This is a genomic window from Urinicoccus timonensis, assembly GCF_900232945.1.
Taxonomy (GTDB): domain Bacteria; phylum Bacillota; class Clostridia; order Tissierellales; family Peptoniphilaceae; genus Urinicoccus; species Urinicoccus timonensis.
In genome coordinates this window covers 730,945-749,300 of record NZ_OCTU01000001.1, presented here as the reverse complement: position 1 = coordinate 749,300, position 18,356 = coordinate 730,945, and the positions used below count along the sequence as shown (strand labels likewise).

General features: G+C 42.1%; 9 protein-coding genes. 8 read left to right on the top strand and 1 reads right to left on the bottom strand.

Features of this window, described 5'->3' with window-relative positions; genetic code table 11:
- Nucleotides 1–132 precede the first annotated feature (132 nt).
- The 3 genes from CS898_RS03455 to CS898_RS10165 all read left to right on the top strand — a co-directional run bounded on the left by CS898_RS03455 (nt 133) and on the right by CS898_RS10165 (nt 11,922).
- Entirely contained in the window at nt 133–3,288 is a 3,156-nt protein-coding gene (locus CS898_RS03455; RefSeq protein WP_099208107.1) for an S-layer homology domain-containing protein, read from the top strand.
- Nucleotides 3,288–11,849, top strand: a complete 8,562-nt coding sequence (locus tag CS898_RS03450) for a leucine-rich repeat protein (protein WP_099208106.1) — start codon at nt 3,288–3,290, stop codon at nt 11,847–11,849. Before CS898_RS03455 ends, CS898_RS03450 begins: the two co-directional genes overlap by 1 nt.
- Nucleotides 11,833–11,922, top strand: a complete 90-nt coding sequence (locus CS898_RS10165) for a hypothetical protein (RefSeq protein ID WP_099208168.1) — start codon at nt 11,833–11,835, stop codon at nt 11,920–11,922. The genes CS898_RS03450 and CS898_RS10165 overlap by 17 nt, the downstream gene beginning before the upstream one ends.
- Before the next feature lie 55 nt (nt 11,923–11,977).
- Here the strand turns inward: CS898_RS10165 and CS898_RS03445 are convergent, their stop codons facing one another.
- A complete protein-coding gene (locus tag CS898_RS03445) occupies nt 11,978–13,864 on the bottom strand; it encodes an ABC-F family ATP-binding cassette domain-containing protein (RefSeq protein ID WP_099208105.1) in 1,887 nt (628 codons plus the stop codon).
- 139 nt (nt 13,865–14,003) lie between these two features.
- On the opposite strand from CS898_RS03445, the gene CS898_RS03440 reads away from it, so the two are divergent.
- The 5 genes from CS898_RS03440 (at nt 14,004) to groL (ending at nt 18,250) form a co-directional block, all read left to right on the top strand.
- The gene (locus tag CS898_RS03440; protein ID WP_009431084.1) at nt 14,004–14,639 is read left to right on the top strand and encodes a redox-sensing transcriptional repressor Rex; all 636 of its coding nucleotides are present in this window, start codon (nt 14,004–14,006) and stop codon (nt 14,637–14,639) included.
- A 58-nt stretch (nt 14,640–14,697) separates the two neighbouring features.
- Entirely contained in the window at nt 14,698–15,522 is an 825-nt protein-coding gene (locus CS898_RS03435; RefSeq protein WP_009430979.1) for a DNA-3-methyladenine glycosylase family protein, read from the top strand.
- A gap of 1 nt (nt 15,523) precedes the next feature.
- Nucleotides 15,524–16,207: a DUF554 domain-containing protein gene (locus tag CS898_RS03430; RefSeq protein ID WP_099208104.1), complete on the top strand. Its 684-nt coding sequence runs from the start codon at nt 15,524–15,526 to the stop codon at nt 16,205–16,207.
- Between the two features lie 109 nt (nt 16,208–16,316).
- A complete protein-coding gene (locus tag CS898_RS03425) occupies nt 16,317–16,598 on the top strand; it encodes a co-chaperone GroES (protein WP_009430354.1) in 282 nt (93 codons plus the stop codon).
- Nucleotides 16,599–16,612: 14 nt separating this feature from the next.
- Nucleotides 16,613–18,250, top strand: coding sequence for a chaperonin GroEL (gene groL, locus CS898_RS03420; RefSeq protein ID WP_009432031.1), 1,638 nt, complete (start codon nt 16,613–16,615; stop codon nt 18,248–18,250).
- Nucleotides 18,251–18,356 lie beyond the last annotated feature (106 nt).

Genomic DNA, 18,356 nt, shown 5'->3' with positions numbered 1-18,356 from the left:
AGGTGGGATAAAGGCTGATATAGAAAGTATGTAGCAGATTCATTCCAACTAGGAGGAAATGAGTCGTGAAATAAGAAAGTAAAAAGGGCCTTGGATTTTCTAAGGCCCCCTTTACACTGTAAGGAGGTAGAAATGAAAAAACAAGTATCGTTAATACTGGCCCTTCTCGTCTTGTTTACATCGGTTCCTTTTCATTCTTTTGCTGAAAACCAAGACAAGGCAGTTTTGACTGGGGCAAAAAATGAAAACACCCTTGTAGAAAGTAGCAAGAAGACAGAAAACCAGGCAAAAGAAAAAACAGAAAAAACCCCAGACCAGCAAGACGAAAAGCTAGAAGTCTCTCAAGAGAAGATAGCCAGTGGGGTACAGTCACCTCAAGAAGAGACAAAAGATGTAAAGGCTGCTAGAGAAGCCGTTGAAACCTTGGAAAACTTAGAAAGTAAAGACAAGAAAAAGATATTAAAGGCTGTAAACACGGCAAAAGAACTTGTGGCAAAGCTAGAAGACGGACCAGTAAAGGCAGATCTTGAAGCAAGAATACTTGCAAATGATGTTGTCACCCCCAAGAAAATCAGCATTTCTTGGACTTTAGATGGAAATAAGCAGACCCGGACCTTGTTTGTAGACAATCCTACAGAAAAAGCAAAACTTGCTTACCAAGTATTCGAGGATGACGCACCTGTTGTAGAAAACTTAAAAGACCTTCAAGCAGATGTTCAAATGGCAAACCCAAATATCAAGGTAGAGGTGACAAGGGACAACGACGAGGGTTCAAATATTGTCTTTTTCTTTTATAAAGTAACATCGAAAGACCAAAAGAAGGTTTTCGAGTTTAAAATTTTAGTTCCTGTAAAAAACCCTAATCGCAGTTTGGATACTGTGATAAAACAAAGTATTGAGAAAATTACGGACTACTATAGTGGGTCTTCAGATGACTGGGCGGCCATGTCCCTATCTTTCCTGGGCCACCATGATAAGGTGGACCAAGTAGCCCTAATCACAGCAGCACAAAAAATTGTGAAAGAAAAAATTTCGTCTACAGACTTAGAGCGGGTGACCATTTCCTTGACAGCCCTGGGCTATGATGTCCAAAAATTCCCCTTGGCGGATGGAAGAGTAGTGAATATTATTGAAGAAATTGCCAAGTATGAAAAGGGCCAGTATGGGGATGGACTGGGCACCTTAAATGGGTATATCTTTGCCTTGATTGCCTATGATTGTGGTCAATATCCCATTCCCCAAGGGTCTACCTGGACTCGAGAAAAAGTGATTGACTACATTCTTAAAAACCAACTAAATGATGGGGGATGGAATTTAAACAACCAGGGTGTTTCAGATGTTGATATTACCGCCATGGCAATCCAAGCTCTGGCCCCTTATTATGGTCAAGACAAGGTAAAAACGGCGGTGGATAGAGCCCTAGGTAAACTGTCTTCCATGCAAACGGAGACGGGGGACCATGCTGGAGCCTATGAAGCCTGGGGGGCAGGACCCAATGCAAACTCAACAGCCATGGTAATTTTGGCCCTACAAAACTTAGGCCTTGATTCCCATACAGATTCTCGGTTTATAAAAAATGGCAAGTCTGTTTTAGATGGCCTTCTTTCTTTTAAAACAGCTGATGATTACTTTGGTTACACCGATAATTTTCAATTAAATGGGAAGGCAATGGAACAGGCATACCAAGCCTTAATTGCCTATCGGGACAAGAAAAATATCTATCGTTTTCCGAAACCAACAAAAAGTTTTGCTTCAGTGGTTACACCAATACGCCTAGAGCTTCTTCGATATCCAAAGACAGTCTACTTTGTAGGAGAAGCCTTGGATAAAAGTGACTTAGAAGGAATTGTCTATTTTAGTGATAGAACCAGTAAAAGAGTAGGGCCTGAATCTATTGACCTACAAGGTTTCGATACAGAAACAAGTGGTCGAAAGCTAGTTAAGGCTGTTTATTTAGGGCTAGAAAGAAGTTTTTATATTTTTGTTAGGGACAGAGAACTACCCCCTGTACCGGGAGACCCCCTAAATCCTGACCAACAACCCAAAAACACAGCCTATGTTTCAGTTATTGTACCACCGGGTCCAAGAATCCACCCCAATGGATGGACCATGAAGGCCAAGACAGCCTATCAAATTATTCCAGGAAAGGACACCGCCTTTTCCATTTTACAAAAAACAGGCCTATCCTATAACTATAACTACCACAAGATTTATAAGGGGGTCTATGTCAACACCATTGAAGGACTTTCTGAATTTGATGGCGGACCCTATAGTGGCTGGATGTACCGAGTCAATGGAGTCTTTCCAAACCACTCCTCTTCCCTGCACCCTATAAAGGCAGGAGACTATGTGGAATGGATATATACTCGTGACTTAGGTAAGGATATTGGCGGCTATGTTGAAGGGATTGAAGATGATGACGGAACGGGGATTAAACCGGTTTTTGTAACCGTTCGCAACTCCCAAGGTGGCATGATTAACCCATCAGGAAGGGTGAAGGTAACCAAGACAGTTCCTGTTACCCTAACCTTTAAACCAGATCCAGGCTATGTCTTAACAGGTGTTTTTATCGATAGAAGAAACATTGGCATTGTAGATAGCTATACCCTGACTGTGGACAATGTGAAAGACAAAGACATTATTACAGCTACTTTTAAAAAGCTGGACGAATTAACAGAAGCAGAAAAGAAAGAAATCCTAGAAAAGAAAAAGCTGGGTGCCCAAGAAAGTGTTGGGAACAAACATTATACAGATGTGGATGGCCACTGGGCAGAAAAAGCCATTGATTATGTAACAGAAAAGGGATATTTCTATGGGATTGGAAATAAAAAATTCGGTCCAAACACCCATATGACCCGGGGTATGATGATTACTATCTTGGGACGGATGGATGGAGTGAAAGATCATCCAACAAATACCAGCTTTAAAGACATCAAGGCGTCTGATTTCTACGCTGCCCATGTAGAGTGGGCCTTGAAGAATAAGATTTCACAAGGGACAGGAAGTGGCTACTTTGAACCCAACCGGAAGATAAGTCGAGAAGAAATGGCAAAGATGATGGATGACTACCTGACCTATAAAAAGGTTAATTTGAAGAAAAGTCAAAAGGCAGATTTGAAAGACCAAGGCCAAATTGCAGGATGGGCAAGGGAATCTATTGAAAAGATGTATCTGGCAGGAATTTTAAATGGAACTCCGGAAGGAAACTTTAAGCCAAAAGACCTGTCAACTAGAGCGGAAGTAGCAACAGTCCTATACCGTATGGATACAGGTAAAGAGAATAAGTAATGGATGAAAGGAGAGTAGCTGGCATGAAAAACTGGAAAAGAGTGGTATCCTTATTTTTGGCTTTTCTTTTAATGGTAACGGCAGGTCCTCTCCCCATTTATGGGGAAGCACAGCCGGCAAAGCCAAAATATAGGGTCACTTTTACAGACGCAGATGGATTAAGCTCTAAGCCACAAGAGGTGGAGGAAGGGGCTTCGGCACAAATCCCTCAAGAAATAAAACCGGGACCAGGACAAATCATCACAGCAATAACAGACGAAGATGGAAATAAAAAGAACCCATCAGCCCCCATATTTAGGGATGAAAATTTTACCGTAGAATATGGAGACCAGGTTGAAGTAACCCTATCTGTGGTAGGGGATGAACGCTATAACGGAAAAAAAGGCTATAAAGACCAAATCATTGAACCCACCAAGGTAACCATTACAAGCCAAGACCTAGAAATTCAGGATGCAAAGGGATATCCTATAAATAAGCGGTATGCAACACCAGCCAATGCCTTAATCAAGGTCATGGAAGACAAGACACCTAAGGAACTTACAGAAGACTTCAGAGAACAAGTAAATAAGGGTTATATTGAAAAAATGTTTGCTCTAAAGGCAAAAAGGGAAGCAGGGGATGGTTCTGGATGGATGTATTACATCAACTACTTCTACTCCGGTTATGGAGTAAAGGAAGCTCCGGCCCTAGACCAGGATTATATCCGTTATTTCTTTGTTGAAGACTATACCAATAACTACTACACCTGGTTTGATAAAAAAGAAGCCACAGTAGAAGCAGGAAAGCCTTTAGACCTTGACCTATCCTATTCCCATTATGAAACAATGGGTGGCAAGACAACAACAGGTAAGTACCAAGGCGCCACCATCTATGTAGATGGAAAGGAATATAAAAAAGATGGCCAAGTGGTCAAAACCAATGCAGAGGGAAAGGCCCAAATTGTCCTTGTAGACCCCGGTAGACATACGGTATCTGCAAAACATATTGGCGAAAATGGTCTATTCCGTACGACTATGCCCTTTATGGAAGTCCATGTAACAGGGAAGCTATCAGATAATGCCAACCTTAAAAGCTTAAGCTATGATGGGAAGACCATTGATCTAGTAGATGGGCAAACTTCTTATGATATAAAATTGCCGGCAGGAACAAGTCAAGTTCCCCAAGTAGCGGCAGAAGCCATGGAAGATACGGCAAGTGTGGCCCTTACACAAGCAAGTAGCTTGCCCGGGTCTGCCCTTGTTAAGGTGACTGCTCCCAATGGGACGACAATTAAAGAGTATAATGTGCACTTTAGCCTAGAAGATCCTGAGAATATTGTAGACTTAAAGACCCTAAGCTATAACGACCAAGCAATTCCCCTTGAAGAGGGAAAGACGGAATATACCGTAGAACTACCAGCCGGAACAGTAGACCTCCCTACTTTAAAGGCAAGCCCTGTGCATGAAAGTTCCCAAGTGGAAATCACCCAACCGACAAAATTACCGGGACAGGGAAAAGTTCTTATTAAAGCAAAAAATAGTGATAAGACAAAAGAATACACAGTAAACTTTACTGTGAAAGAAGCGACTTGGGAAGGGGAAGGGACTGAAGAAAACCCCTATTTAATCAAGAGCTTAGAGGATTTAAATCGACTACAAAAAGATGTCAACGTAGATCAAAAATCCTATAAAGATAAGTTTCTTAAACTAACAACGGACCTGGAACTTCCAAAAGCTTGGCTACCCCTAGGAAGGCATCCAAAAAACAATTACTTTGCCGGAAATATTAATGGGGACAACCACACTCTGACAGTGGCCAAGGGTGGAAAGCCATTATTAGGCAATGTGTCCTATGCAAAAGTAGAAAACCTGAATATTTATGGTCCAGAAATCAATGGCTATGGGCTAGTGGACAATTATTCTGTAGGAGATTATGGAGCTCCAGCTATTGATATTGACAATGTAACAATCAAGGCAGGAAGTAAAATCTTAAAATCAGGATTTTTAGGAGGCTATGCTTCCGGCTCTAACGTTGTAAACATTAGCAACTGTAAGATAGAAAAGGAAGTTATTATAGGCTATAAGAAAGACCAAGAAAAGATTGGGTCTTTTGCAGGGGATTTTAATGGGACCATTAAAAACTCCATTAGCTACGCTACAGTCTATGGAACAAAATATGTAGGCGGCCTAGTAGGTGCTAAGGGACAGTCTATGGGGCCCTTTAGTGTTGAGGACTCTATTTTCCATGGAAGTGTCATTGGAACAGGAGATTTTGTAGGTGGGCTTGTTGGAGCTGGATATGATGGCGGAAGCTTTGGCCCATCAGCCAATACACCAAGCGTGTCCATTACCAACTCCTTGGTTATAGGAGAAGTAGAAGGCAAAAATAAGGTTGGAGGACTTTTTGGTGGCGAAACTAATCAAAAGCAAGCTTGGGAAAATGGTATTGGCAAGATTCAAGGAAACCTATTTTTAGGCAAGGTAGGGGGGGCAGAAAATGTAGCCGGAGCTATTGGCTATATGAACTCCCTAAATAAATACAATCAAATCACAGAAAACTTCTATCTAATTAAAGATTCTGCGGCTCCAGGAAAACCAAAAATTTTGGGTATTGGCGGAGGAAGCATCGTTGATACAAGTGCTGAAGAGGTAACGGATTTCCCTGGCATAACCTATTATGACTCCTCCGGCAAAACGGGTCGACCATCAAACATTGGATTGTCAAATCACAATAGGACAGACGATCCATTTGGTAAAGATGCTGCAAGTCTTGCCAAGACCATTATTAAGGCAGATGTCCTTAGTGAAGATGGAAAGGACGTTGATCCAAGTCAAACATGGGTTACTCCAGAAGTAGACCAAAACTATAAAAAAGCAGTAAAAGACTTAGAAAACTTGTTTAGTGGGGACAACCCAGCATCCTTAAACAAGGAAGATGTGGATAGGGCTAAAGCAGCCTTAAAGGAAAGCATTAATAACTACCAGGCCCAAAAAGGAACAAAGAAGGCCGGCTACGATGTAAGTGTGAAGGTTCTTCCAAGTGATATTGAAAAGCTTCAAATAGTGGTAACGAAAAAAGACAGCCAAGAAGTTTTTGGAAAAACACCGGAAGGAGTATATAAACTCCTTCCAGGAGACTACACACTTAAGGTGACAGCCGAAGGCTACCTGGAAAAAGTTCAAGACTTCACAGTAACTGATGAAAATAAGACACTAGAAGTAGAGTTAGAAAAAGAGCCTGTTGTAGACCAAAACAAGGAAAAGGTTGATAAGGTTGCCCAAGCCTTTAGGGATAATTTCCAAGCAAGTAATACGCTTTGGCCAAAATTTCAAGAGAATAAAAATGTTCTTCCACTGATTAAAGAACGATTAAGCATGTTATCCGGTGTAGATGTGGAAAATATTGAACCGGTTATTGCCAGTGTAGATGAAAAGAACTATGTTAAAACAGATGGTAGTCTTGAATATGTCAAGAGGGAAGAGCTGAACCCCTATGGAATGAACTTTGAAAATATTAGTTTCAAGATTCAATTCAAATTAGGAGAAGCCTTATCTGAACCCATAGACATGCGTGCCATGATTGCATGGGATCAAGACTACTTCAATGGGAAAATCAAAGAAGAAGCAAATAACTTTGACTTTAAAAAGGCTTTAGGGGCAGGGGTCAATCCAGATGGGATTGAAAAGTCCTTTAAATTACCTGTGTATACTACAGGGCATGCCCGTACTTCCTGGTCCAAGATGAACTGGTCTACAGACCATGAAGAAATTTTCAAGGTTTCAGGCCCTGACTTTGACAATAAGGTAAACTTCGCTTTTACCCAACCAAAGGAAGATACAAAGGTAAAGCTTACTGCCACATTCATTGCAAATGATAGTGTACTACACAATACAGGTAGGCTTGAAAAGCCGGAAGATTTCCAAAAGCAGACAAAAGAATATACCATTACTGTAAAGGGGACAGGAGAAGAAGCTACCACAGAAGAGGGTTTAAAAGCCTTACTAGACAAGTATTATCTTCCTGAGAATATTAAATATTCTAAAGATGGGTCTAAAGTAGACTTCAATCAAGTGTTGGGAGATTTACAACTTCTTCGCTATACAAGAATTACAGATGACCAAGGGGAAAATGTATTTAAGAGTGGGGAAATTACAGTTGCTACGGACACACCAGCTGTAACAATCAATGGATACAAGGCAAATGTAGATCGATTTGCAAAGGCTAAAGACTTAACAGGAAATCTCATTGTAAAGATAAGCCGAGATGGTCTTTCTGTCGAGAAAAAAATTCCCTTTACAATCAAACCTGTAACAGAAGAAGAACTGGCTACTGAACTTAAGATGATGGATTTAGCCAAGAAGCATTTCTTTGATGGTATTAACGATGGCCAAAATAAAGATAAGGACCATGTGACCAAAGATCTCCATGCCTTTGAAGAAATGAACTTGGATGAAAATGGAAAGCCGATTTGGATTTACAAGGCAAATGACAAGACCGGTAAAGGGATCATAGCTGATTTCTTTCTTTCCAGCAGCCAAATGGAATCTCTGGGCTACAGGCGCTTTAAATCTTCCAATCCAGCCATTATAAGCCATGAGAATTTACTAGTAAATCCTCAAGAATCTGCCCAAGAAGTAACAATTAGCACCCTTCTTTCCAGTGCACAGTATAAAGATTCCGCAGAAAAGCATCCAGAAAACCAACTCCTGCAAAGACTATACAAGCAACCTGTTGAAGTCAAGGTAATTGTTAAGGGAACAGCAGTTTCCACAGAAGCCTTGGACAAGAAAATCCAAGAAGGAGAAGCCCTTCTAGGAGAAATGGTTGAGGGACCGGCTCCAGGCCAATATCCCCAAGGAAGCAAGGACAGCCTTCAAAGGGAGATTACTAAAGCTAAAGAAACCCTTAGGGATCAAGGAAAAACAGAAGAAAAAATTGAAGCTGCCACGAGAGATTTAGACGCAGCCATTAAGGAAGCAAGGACAAAAGTAAATCCTCTCTTAGCAAAGGTTCGGATTATTGCACAAGATAAAGAAAATGCCTATTCAGAAAAGTCTGGTTTTTATGATGTTCAATCATCAGCAGCAGAAAAATATGGCTATGTAAAACCGGAAGGCTATAAGAATAAGGTGACCGTTGCAGACGCCCTAGCTAGCTACCATAGGGCCGTTTATGGAGAAGATTTTGAAAAGAATCCTAAAAAGTATTTAGTTATCAATAACTCTGGCTTTATTAGCAAGATTTTTGGTGTAGAAACCACCAATGTAGGCTACAAGGTAAATAATAAAATGCCAACCTATCCAGATAAGCCGGACATGGGATCTCTAGCCAATGACAGCCTCTTAAAAGAGGGAGATCAACTGAATATTTTCCGTTATTTTGGTGGATACAACGAAAATAAATATCTTTACTTTGACAAGGTAGACTACACAGGAAAGGCTGGAGAAAGTCTAAATATTAAAGTATTGACAGAACAATATAATACGGTTAGTCAAAAATTAGAGGAAGTAAGCGTAGAAAAAGCCACCGTCGTCGTAAAAAAAGAAGACACAGTCGTGGCCCAAGGAATGACAGATGGAAATGGACTTGCAAGCATCCAATTGGCTCCTGACATGAAGGGGGATTATGATGTAACTATTGGCAAAGTCTTGACAGATGCTGGACAAGAAGGAAAATTCATTGCGCCCTATGCTGCCCTTACTGTAAAAGAAAAAGAAATTGAAAAATATACAGGACCTTTTACGTTTACAAAAGATGAACAAAAGGGTGAAGTCACTATTACCGGGTACAAGACACTAGATGTTCCAGTTGATTTAGTGATTCCAGATACTATTGAAGGCCTACCTGTAACTAAAATTGGCAAAGATGCATTTAAGCATGGTTCCTATGGAAATAAAGTAAAGGATCCCCTTACAAGCTTGAAGCTTCCAGCCACAATAAAAGAAATAGGAAATATGGCTTTCCAAGGAAATGCTTTTGAAAAGATAGACTTGCCAGCGTCCCTGGAAGTCCTATCTGGCCGAGCGTTTGCAATGAACAAGAACCTAAAGCAAGTAACCTTTGAAGATGGCATTAAGATTAAGCAGATTCCAGATGCTTTTTATGGTAATGGATTAGAAACCATTACAATTCCAGAAGGGGTGGAAGTTTTAGGGAAAGGTGCCTTCCAAGATGGAAAATTAAAGACTGTTACTTTTCCAGAATCACTAAAGCAGATAGATGACAGTGCCTTTGGGTTAAATGAAATCAAAGAGATTACAATACCTGCAGGGATTGAAAAGTTTGGTGCAACAAATAGAGTAACTGGAGTCTTCTTTAGGAACTTTAAAGATAAGGACGAATCCCAACCTGTAACAAGGTTAACCAAGGTATATGACTTATCGGGAAAAGCAACTGTTGAAAACGCACGTGCTATTGTAAATCCAGTTTCAGTAACAATTAAATATATCGATCAAGAAACAGGGAAGGAAATCCAAACCAGCAAGACTGCTGTTGGAAGAGAATTGAAAAAAGTAGTCAAAGGCAAACATCCAAAATATGGGTTTGATACTGGAGAACTTAAGGAAGGGGATAAACACTATCTTACAGACTATATTGTCTCCACAGATAGGGTTGAATACTATACAAAGTTCTTTACAGATGTATCCGCAAACTACTATATGGCAAATAAAGACTACACCTTTGAGGCGGAAGATATTCCTGGATATCAAACACCAACCAGTATAACGAAGACCTTGTCTGGAAAAACTGAAGAAGTTATTTTTGAATATACAAAACAAAATGAAAAAAAGACACTTACTTTAGTGGGTGAAGGTTTAACCAGTGAGCCTCAAGCTGGAGAATTGGCCTTTGGAGAAGAAGTTACCATAAAGATTCAAGCACCAGAGCATAAAAAAGTAAAAGCATTTAAAGTGAATGATGAAGACAAGACAAGTGAGCTCAAGGGTTCACCTATAGAATACAACTACACCTTCAAGTTAAAAGAAGACACAAAAGTAGAAGTCACCTATGATGAGGTATCTTATGACCAAGACCTTGTCTTAATGGATAAAGATGGAAAGGACAGCTATCAAATTGGTGATAGTTGTAATCTACAAGTCCTATATAGGGGACAAGACTTACCCTTAACAAATGAAGACCTTCAAATCACAAGTGAACCAGAGGATGCCATTAAAGTAGATAAAACTAAGGGAATGGTGACCTTTATAAAATCAGGTGATATTAAGCTACTTGGAAACATCCAAGGAAAGCCTGATATTACAGGTCAAATGACTATAAAAGTTCAACCTGTAAAAGTAAAGGTTCGGATTGAAGGGCCAAGAGAAACAATTCTTGAGCCAACAGATTTGGAAATAACAAATTTAAATCTAAAACAAGGGTATGACTACTATACAGACGTAAAATTCGATAAGCCGGTAGCAACATTAGCCGCAGTAGCTGGGGCAAAAGTAGCTGGGATAGACACGAAAGACAAGGCTGTTTTCGATGCCGGAGGAAATGGTGGATATATTTCAAGAATTGGCAACCATGTTGGTGGAGATAGTGTAACGAAGGCAGACAACATGTACGGTGGATGGATGTATTATGTGAACAATGCCTATCCCCTACAAGCACCAGGTATAGGGGCAACAGTTGATAACTATGTCCTCAAAAATGGCGATGATGTGAACTTCTGGTATTGTGAAAACTATCTTTTCAACTCATATGTATACTTCTCTCAAGAAAGTTATGAGGCCAAGACTGGACAAGAGATTGAAATACGGTTAGTACAAGGAGAGAGAAGTCCCCTAGGCTCGCAGCCAACTTCCCTAGAAGGCATTACCATCCTTAATAACAAAGAAAAGCTTCTTGATTCCAATGGGCAACCCTATAAAACGGACAGTGAAGGTAAGGTAAAAATTAAGTTTACTGAGGCAAAAGACTATCATTTATCAGCAGAAAAATTGCAAGAAAATGAAATACCTTTTGCTGACCCGAACCCAGAACATGTAATGCAAATGGCTATTTCAAGACCCTATGCGAAAGTTCATGTCCTTAAGGGTGAAGAACCGGCAAATAAAGAAGCCTTAAAGACCGCCTTAGCTCAAGCGGAAGCAATGAAGAAGGCAGATGCAACGAGTGAAGATGGAAAAGACGTGGACACAGGCAAGACCTGGGTAACCCCAGCAGTCCAAACCGCCTTCAACCAAGCCTTGGAAAAAGCAAAAGCAGTTAACGAAAGAACTGATGCAAACCAAGACGACGTCAACCAAGCAGCAAAAGCACTAAAAGACGCTATGGCAAGCTATATTCCAGAAAATGGGACAAAAGAAGTTGTAGCTCCTGTAGATAAAGCGAAGTTAAAAGAAGCCTTAAGTCAAGCGGAAGCAATGAAGAAGGCAGATGCAACGAGTGAAGATGGAAAAGACGTGGACACAGGCAAGACTTGGGTTACTCCAGAAGTGAAAGCTACCTTCGACCAAGCCTTGGAAAAAGCAAAAGAAGTTAACGAAAGAACTGATGCAAACCAAGACGAAGTCAACCAAGCAGCAAAAGCACTCGAAGATGCCATAAANAGAGGAGTATATAGATTATTACAATAACGAAAGAATTCAATCAAAAACAAAATGGATGCCACCTACAAAGTATAGGTTAGCATCCACTACAACGAATTAATTAAATATTGTGTCCAGTTTTATGGGTACACATCAAATTTCTCCTACACGTTTTTTTATTGGCTTAAAAAGTCTTCCCATTGGTCCATGGCCTGGGCCAAGAGGTCTTCTAAGTCTTGGTGTTTTTTGGACAGGGCCATGGTCTTGTCCAGGTCCTGGTAGAGGTCTGGGTCGGCCAGGTCTTGGTCCACCTGGGCTAGGTCCTTTTCCAACTGGTCAATTTTTTCTTCCAACTTGGCCAGGTCTTCCTTTTCTTTTTTACGATTTTTTTGCTCTTGACGTTCCCGAATTTGCTCTTTTTTCCGGCTGGTCTTGGAAGGACCACCATCAAAGGCCAGGTCTTCTTCCTCCTTGGTTTTTTCCAGGTAGTAGTCATAGTTCCCCAAAAATTCATGGATTTGTCCATCTTCCAGGGCCCAGATCTTGTTGCTGACAGCATTTAAAAAGTAACGGTCGTGGCTGATGGTTAAGATGCTTCCTTCATAAAGTTTCAGGGCATCTTCTAAAATTTCCTTGGAGTCCATATCCAGATGGTTGGTGGGCTCATCCAGGATTAAAAAGTTGGCTTCAGATAGCATGAGCTTTAAGAGGGAAAGACGGCCCCTTTCTCCGCCGGAAAGTTCATCTACAGTCTTGAACAAGTCGTCCCCCACAAATAAAAACTTGGCCAGGTAGGACCGGACCTCATAGTGGGTTAGCTTGGGATATTGGTCCCAAAGTTCATCAATAACGGTCTTGTTCAAGTCCAGGTCGGCCAATTCTTGGTCAAAATAGCCCAGCTGGACATTGGCACCCAACTGGATGGAGCCGGCAGTCAAGGGGACCTTGCCCAGGATGGCCTTGGCCAGGGTGGACTTGCCAGTGCCGTTATCTCCAATGAGGCCTACGGAGTCTCCCTTGTAGAGGTTGAGGTTGACCCCCTGAAAGAGGGGGCGGTCATAGGACTTTTGAGCATCTTGGACCCGTAAGACATCTTGACCACTTTGGACCTTGGTTTCAAAGCGGAGGATGGTCTTTTTAGCCTCCAGGGGAGCGTCCATTTGCTTCATCTTATTCAGGAGCTTTTGCCGGGACTGGCCCTGGCGGATGAGTCGGGCCTTGCCCATATTGGTAAAGCGCTTGATGATTTCTTCTTGGCGCTTGATTTCCTTTTGTTGGTCTTGGTATTGCTTGCGATAGAGGTCTAGTTCTAGCTTGTGGCGAGCCTGGAACTTGGTGTAGTTGCCCTGGTAGACCTTTAACTGGTGGTTTTCCAGGAAGAAGATTTTTTGGCAGACCTTGTCTAGGAAGTAGCGGTCATGGCTAATTACCAGGACAGTGGCCTGGAGGTCGTTAATGGCTTTTTCTAAAAATTCAATGGTCTTGACATCCAAGTGGTTGGTGGGCTCGTCAAAGAGGTAGACGTCATAGGGGGTTAAGAGGATTTGGGCCAGGCCCAACCTTGCCCTTTGGCCACCAGAGAGGTCCTGGCTGTCCATGAACCATTGGTCCTGGTTAAAGCCCAGGCCTGTTAGGACACCCCGAATCTTGGACTCGTAGCTGTAGCCATCCATCTGGATAAATTTCTCCTGGAGGTTGGCGTAGCGATCCATGAGGTCCTGGAGGTCATCCCCCTGGGCATGGGCCATGTCAGCTTCCATTTGGTGCATGGTCTCTTGGAGACGGAAAAGCGGGGCAAAAATTTCCAGACAGGAGTCGTAAACGGTCCCTGAAAAGGTCATATGTTGGGATAAAAGTCCAATCTTCAGGTCCTTCATCCGGTTGATTTCTCCTGAATTGGGACTTAGATTTCCCTTGATTAAATGAAATAAGGTGGTTTTTCCTGACCCATTGTTGCCCACAAGACCAACCTTTTCTCCTGGCTCTAGGACAAAGTCCACCTGGTCCAAGATGGGGTCAACAACATAGGCGTAGGAAACCTTGTGAAATGAAATTTGTGCCATGCTTCGCTCCTTTCATCTATTTATTGTATCAAAAATTGAGAAAAATCGGTATATCCTTGACAAAAAGACTTTAAAAAAAGGCCAAAATCGGATATACTAAATAAGATAGAATCTTATTTATAAAACAGGAGGGAAAAATATGGCAAAAGAGATAAAAAAAGTATCAGACATCGTCATTCGACGCCTACCAAAGTATCACCGTTACCTATCTGATCTTTTAGACCGAAACGTTGATCGCATTTCCTCCCAAGAACTAAGTGGACTTACAGGCTTTACGGCCTCGCAAATACGCCAAGATTTGAATAATTTCGGGGGTTTTGGCCAACAAGGTTATGGCTACAATGTCCAAGCCCTACATACGGAGATTTCTAAGATTCTTGGTATCGACAAGACATATAAGGCTGTAGTTGTTGGGGCAGGTCGATTAGGATCAGTTATTTCAACCTATTCGGGCTTTAAGGCTTCAGGTTTTGAGATCATGGCCATGTTCGATAAAAATCCAAAGAAGATAGGCAAGGTCATTGATGGTCTCAAGGTCTATTCCTTGGAGGAAATGGCCGACTTCATCAAAAAGAACAAGGTAGAAGTGGGGATTATCACAGTACCCAAGGATGGGTCCCAAAAAATTGCCGATGACTTTGTTGCGGCAGGAATCAAGGGCATTTGGAATTTTGCCCCTGTAGACTTGGTGGTACCAGAAACTGTAGTCTTGGAAAGTGTTCGTTTAAACGATAGCTTATTGACTCTGTCATACTATCTAACGGAAAAGAAATAGTAGAAGCAAGCATAAGCTCTCCCCAGGAGAGCTTTTTCTTATTATAGGAAGAGTAAAGATGAAGATAAAAACAGGAATGGACCTAGAAAAAACCCTTTTTTGTGGCCAGTTCTTCCGGACCCAAGTCCTGGATAGGGGCTACCTGGTCTACTTTAAAGACCAAAGAATTTGGGCCTGCCAGGGGGATGGCTGGATAGAGGTCCAGGGCCAAGTGGCAAGACAAGACCTAGAGGATTTTTTTGACTTGAACCGGAACTACCAGGCTGTGGAGGAGGCCCTGGCAAGCCATGAATTTTTACAGCCGGCCCTGGAGGCTGCTTCAGGGATCCACATCTTGAGGCAGGACCTTTGGGAGGTGGTGGTGTCCTTTATCATTTCGGCCAATTCCAATATTCCCAGGATCCGTAAGTCGCTTTTTGCCCTTTGTCAAAACTATGGAGATCAAAAGCAAGACCAATGGGGGACCTATTACAGCTTTCCCAGGCCCCAGGACCTGGCAGGAGTTTGCCGGGAGGATTTTCGGGAAAAGATCAAGCTGGGTTACCGGGACCAATACCTGGTCAAGACCACTCAACAGGTTTTGGAAGGCCGGGTGGACTTGGAGGCCTTGAAGGAAGTGGCAGACAAGGACCTGGCCATGAAGGAATTAACTAGGCTCAGTGGGGTAGGACCCAAGGTGGCCCATTGTATCCTCTTATTTGGCCTCCACAACTGGCAGGGTTTCCCTGTGGATGTTTGGATGAAGCGGGCCTTGAAAGAACACTTTCCCAAAATTCCAGAAAAAGACTATGAAGCCCTGGCTCAGGACCTCTTTGGCCCCTATGCAGGCTATGCCCAACAGGCACTTTTTTACCATGCCAAGTTAAATCAGATGGGAGGATGACATGCAGGCAAATCTTGTAAATATGTTGGCTATTTTTATCGGTTGCAGCCTTGGCCGCTTGGCGGGTAGGTTTATGGATAAAAAGCTGGAAGATTTTTTAATGACAGCCATGGGACTGGCTGTCCTCTACCTGGGGATTGACATGGCCCTAAAAACTCAAACAGACCTGGTGGTAATCTTGTCCCTGGTTCTTGGAGGAATTCTGGGGACTAAGTTGAACCTAGAAGACCGGCTCTATGCCCGGGGCAACAAGCTCCAGGCTAAGCTGGCCAAGGAGGGGGGACCAAATTTTGCCACGGGCTTTATTGGGGCCAGCCTGCTTTTTTGTATAGGGTCTATGTCCATTGTGGGGTCCCTCCAAGCGGGTTTAGAAAAAAATTACGCCACCCTCTATGCCAAGGCCATCTTGGATGGAACCATCTCTGTGGTCCTGGTAAACACCCTGGGGCCGGGAGTCTATGGGTCCCTACTGACTGTGGGCCTCTACCAGGGGGCCATTGTAGTTTTTTCAAAATTCATTGATCCTTTATTGACTCCAGCTGCCCTGGCAGACCTAACAGGCCTAGGGGGACTTTTGATCATGGCCATTGGAATCAACCTCTTGGGTTTGAAAAAAATCAAGGCAGGAGACATGCTGCCAGGCCTCTTGGTCCTCCTGGTCTACCATATTTTTATCCTGGCTTAAAATTTTTTAAGAAGAGACTTGAAAAGAAGAAAATAATAGGTTATACTAGATACAGATGGTTAGCAACAAAGGACTTAGAGTGCTAACAAAACCATAAGGAGGTTATAGAATGTTAAAACCATTGGGAGACCGCGTGGTCCTAAAAAAAGTTGAAAAAGAAGAAAATGTCACAAAAGGTGGACTTGTTTTGCCATCCAGTGCAAAGGAAGAATCCAACATTGCAGAAGTTCTTGCAGTGGCAAATGAAATAGATAAAGATGAAAAAACAGCTGGCCAACTAAAGGTTGGAGACAAGGTTGTTTACTCAAAATATGCCGGATCTGAATTTGAAATTGACGGCGAAAAAGTCATCGTAATTAAATACGAAGACATTTTAGCAGTTGTTGAATAAGAGGAGGTTTTTTCATGGCTAAAGAAATTAAATTTAGAGAAGATGCAAGAAATGGTCTTGTTAAAGGGATCAACCAACTTGCAGATACAGTTAAGGTAACCTTGGGACCCAAGGGACGTAACGTTGTATTAGATAAAGAATTTGGATCACCCCTTATTACCAATGATGGGGTAACCATTGCTCGTGAAATTGAATTTGAAGATAAGTTTGAAAACATGGGGGCCCAATTATTAAAAGAAGTGGCCATTAAGACCAATGATGTGGCTGGAGACGGAACCACAACAGCAACTCTTCTTGCCCAATCCATCATTCGTGAAGGTTTAAAGAACCTGGCAGCAGGTGCCAACCCCATGATCCTACAAAAGGGAATCCAAAAGGCAGTTGACAAGACTGTTGAAGAATTAAAGAGATTTTCTAAAGAAGTCGATACCAAGGAATCCATTGCCAATGTTGCAGCTATTTCCTCTGCCAATGAAGAAACAGGTCAATTGATTGCAGAAGCAATGGAAACAGTAGGTAAAGACGGAGTTATCACTGTAGAAGAATCCAAGTCCACAGGCACAACCCTTGAAGTTGTAGAAGGGATGCAATTTGACCGGGGATATGTTTCTCCTTACATGGTAACAGACTCTGAAAAAATGGTAGCTGAACTGGAAGATCCCTACATTTTAATTACGGATAAAAAAGTTACCAACATCCAAGACCTACTTCCAATTTTGGAAAAACTAGTCCAATCTGGCAAACCTCTTGTTATCATTGCTGAAGACATTGAAGGCGAAGCCATGGCAACTCTTGTTTTAAATAAATTACGTGGAACCTTAAATGTTGTTGCTGTGAAGGCACCAGGATTTGGGGACCGTCGTAAGGAAATGTTAAAAGACATTGCCATCTTAACTGGTGGACAAGTTGTAACTGAAGACCTAGGTCATGACTTAAAAGAAACTACTGTAGACATGTTGGGTCGAGCAGCCAAGGTTCGGGTAGAAAAAGACCTTACTGTTATTGTTGATGGTGCTGGAGACAAGGCAGCTCTTGAAGACCGCATCAGTCAAATCCGTACCAGCATGGAAAACTCTGACTCTGAATTTGACAAGGAAAAACTCCAAGAACGTCTAGCAAAATTAGCTGGTGGAGTTGCCGTTATCCGAGTAGGAGCAGCTACTGAAATCGAATTAAAAGAACGTAAGCTTCGGATTGAAGATGCTCTTGCAGCTACTCGTGCAGCAGTAGAAGAAGGAATTGTTCCAGGTGGTGGAGTTGTTCTTCTAGACAGTATTTCTGAAGTAGAAAAACTCTTAGACCAAACAGAAGGAGACGAAAGAACTGGTGTTAGCATCATTCTTCGGGCCCTTGAAGAACCAATGCGGATGATTGCTGAAAACGCTGGAGTTGAAGGATCTGTTATTGTTGAAAAAGTTCGCTCCTTGGATCCAGGAATGGGCTACAATGCCTACAATGGCGAATTTATCGATATGGCAAAGAGTGGAATCGTGGACCCAACCAAGGTTACTCGGTCAGCCCTTCAAAATGCAGCAAGTGTTGCTTCCATGATCTTAACTACAGAAGCAGCTGTAGCTAATATTAAAGAAGACCTTCCAATGCCAGGCATGGGCGGAGCACCAGGCGGCATGGGCGGCATGGGTATGATGTAATAAAAAATAAAGCCTAAAGAGACCTCGTTGTGGGGTCTCTTTTTTATATTTAAAAATAAATTGGAGGAGGGAAGAAAAATTTTTTATAAGGGGTTTTCTTGGGTAT

Excerpts from the sequence above, each read along its gene's own strand:
- CS898_RS03455 (WP_099208107.1), top strand. The coding sequence starts at position 133 with ATGAAAAAACAAGTATCGTTAATACTGGCCCTTCTCGTCTTGTTTACA.
- CS898_RS03445 (WP_099208105.1), bottom strand. The coding sequence starts at position 13,864 with ATGGCACAAATTTCATTTCACAAGGTTTCCTACGCCTATGTTGTTGAC.
- CS898_RS03440 (WP_009431084.1), top strand. The coding sequence starts at position 14,004 with ATGGCAAAAGAGATAAAAAAAGTATCAGACATCGTCATTCGACGCCTA.
- CS898_RS03435 (WP_009430979.1), top strand. The coding sequence starts at position 14,698 with ATGAAGATAAAAACAGGAATGGACCTAGAAAAAACCCTTTTTTGTGGC.
- CS898_RS03430 (WP_099208104.1), top strand. The coding sequence starts at position 15,524 with ATGCAGGCAAATCTTGTAAATATGTTGGCTATTTTTATCGGTTGCAGC.
- CS898_RS03425 (WP_009430354.1), top strand. The coding sequence starts at position 16,317 with ATGTTAAAACCATTGGGAGACCGCGTGGTCCTAAAAAAAGTTGAAAAA.
- groL (WP_009432031.1), top strand. The coding sequence starts at position 16,613 with ATGGCTAAAGAAATTAAATTTAGAGAAGATGCAAGAAATGGTCTTGTT.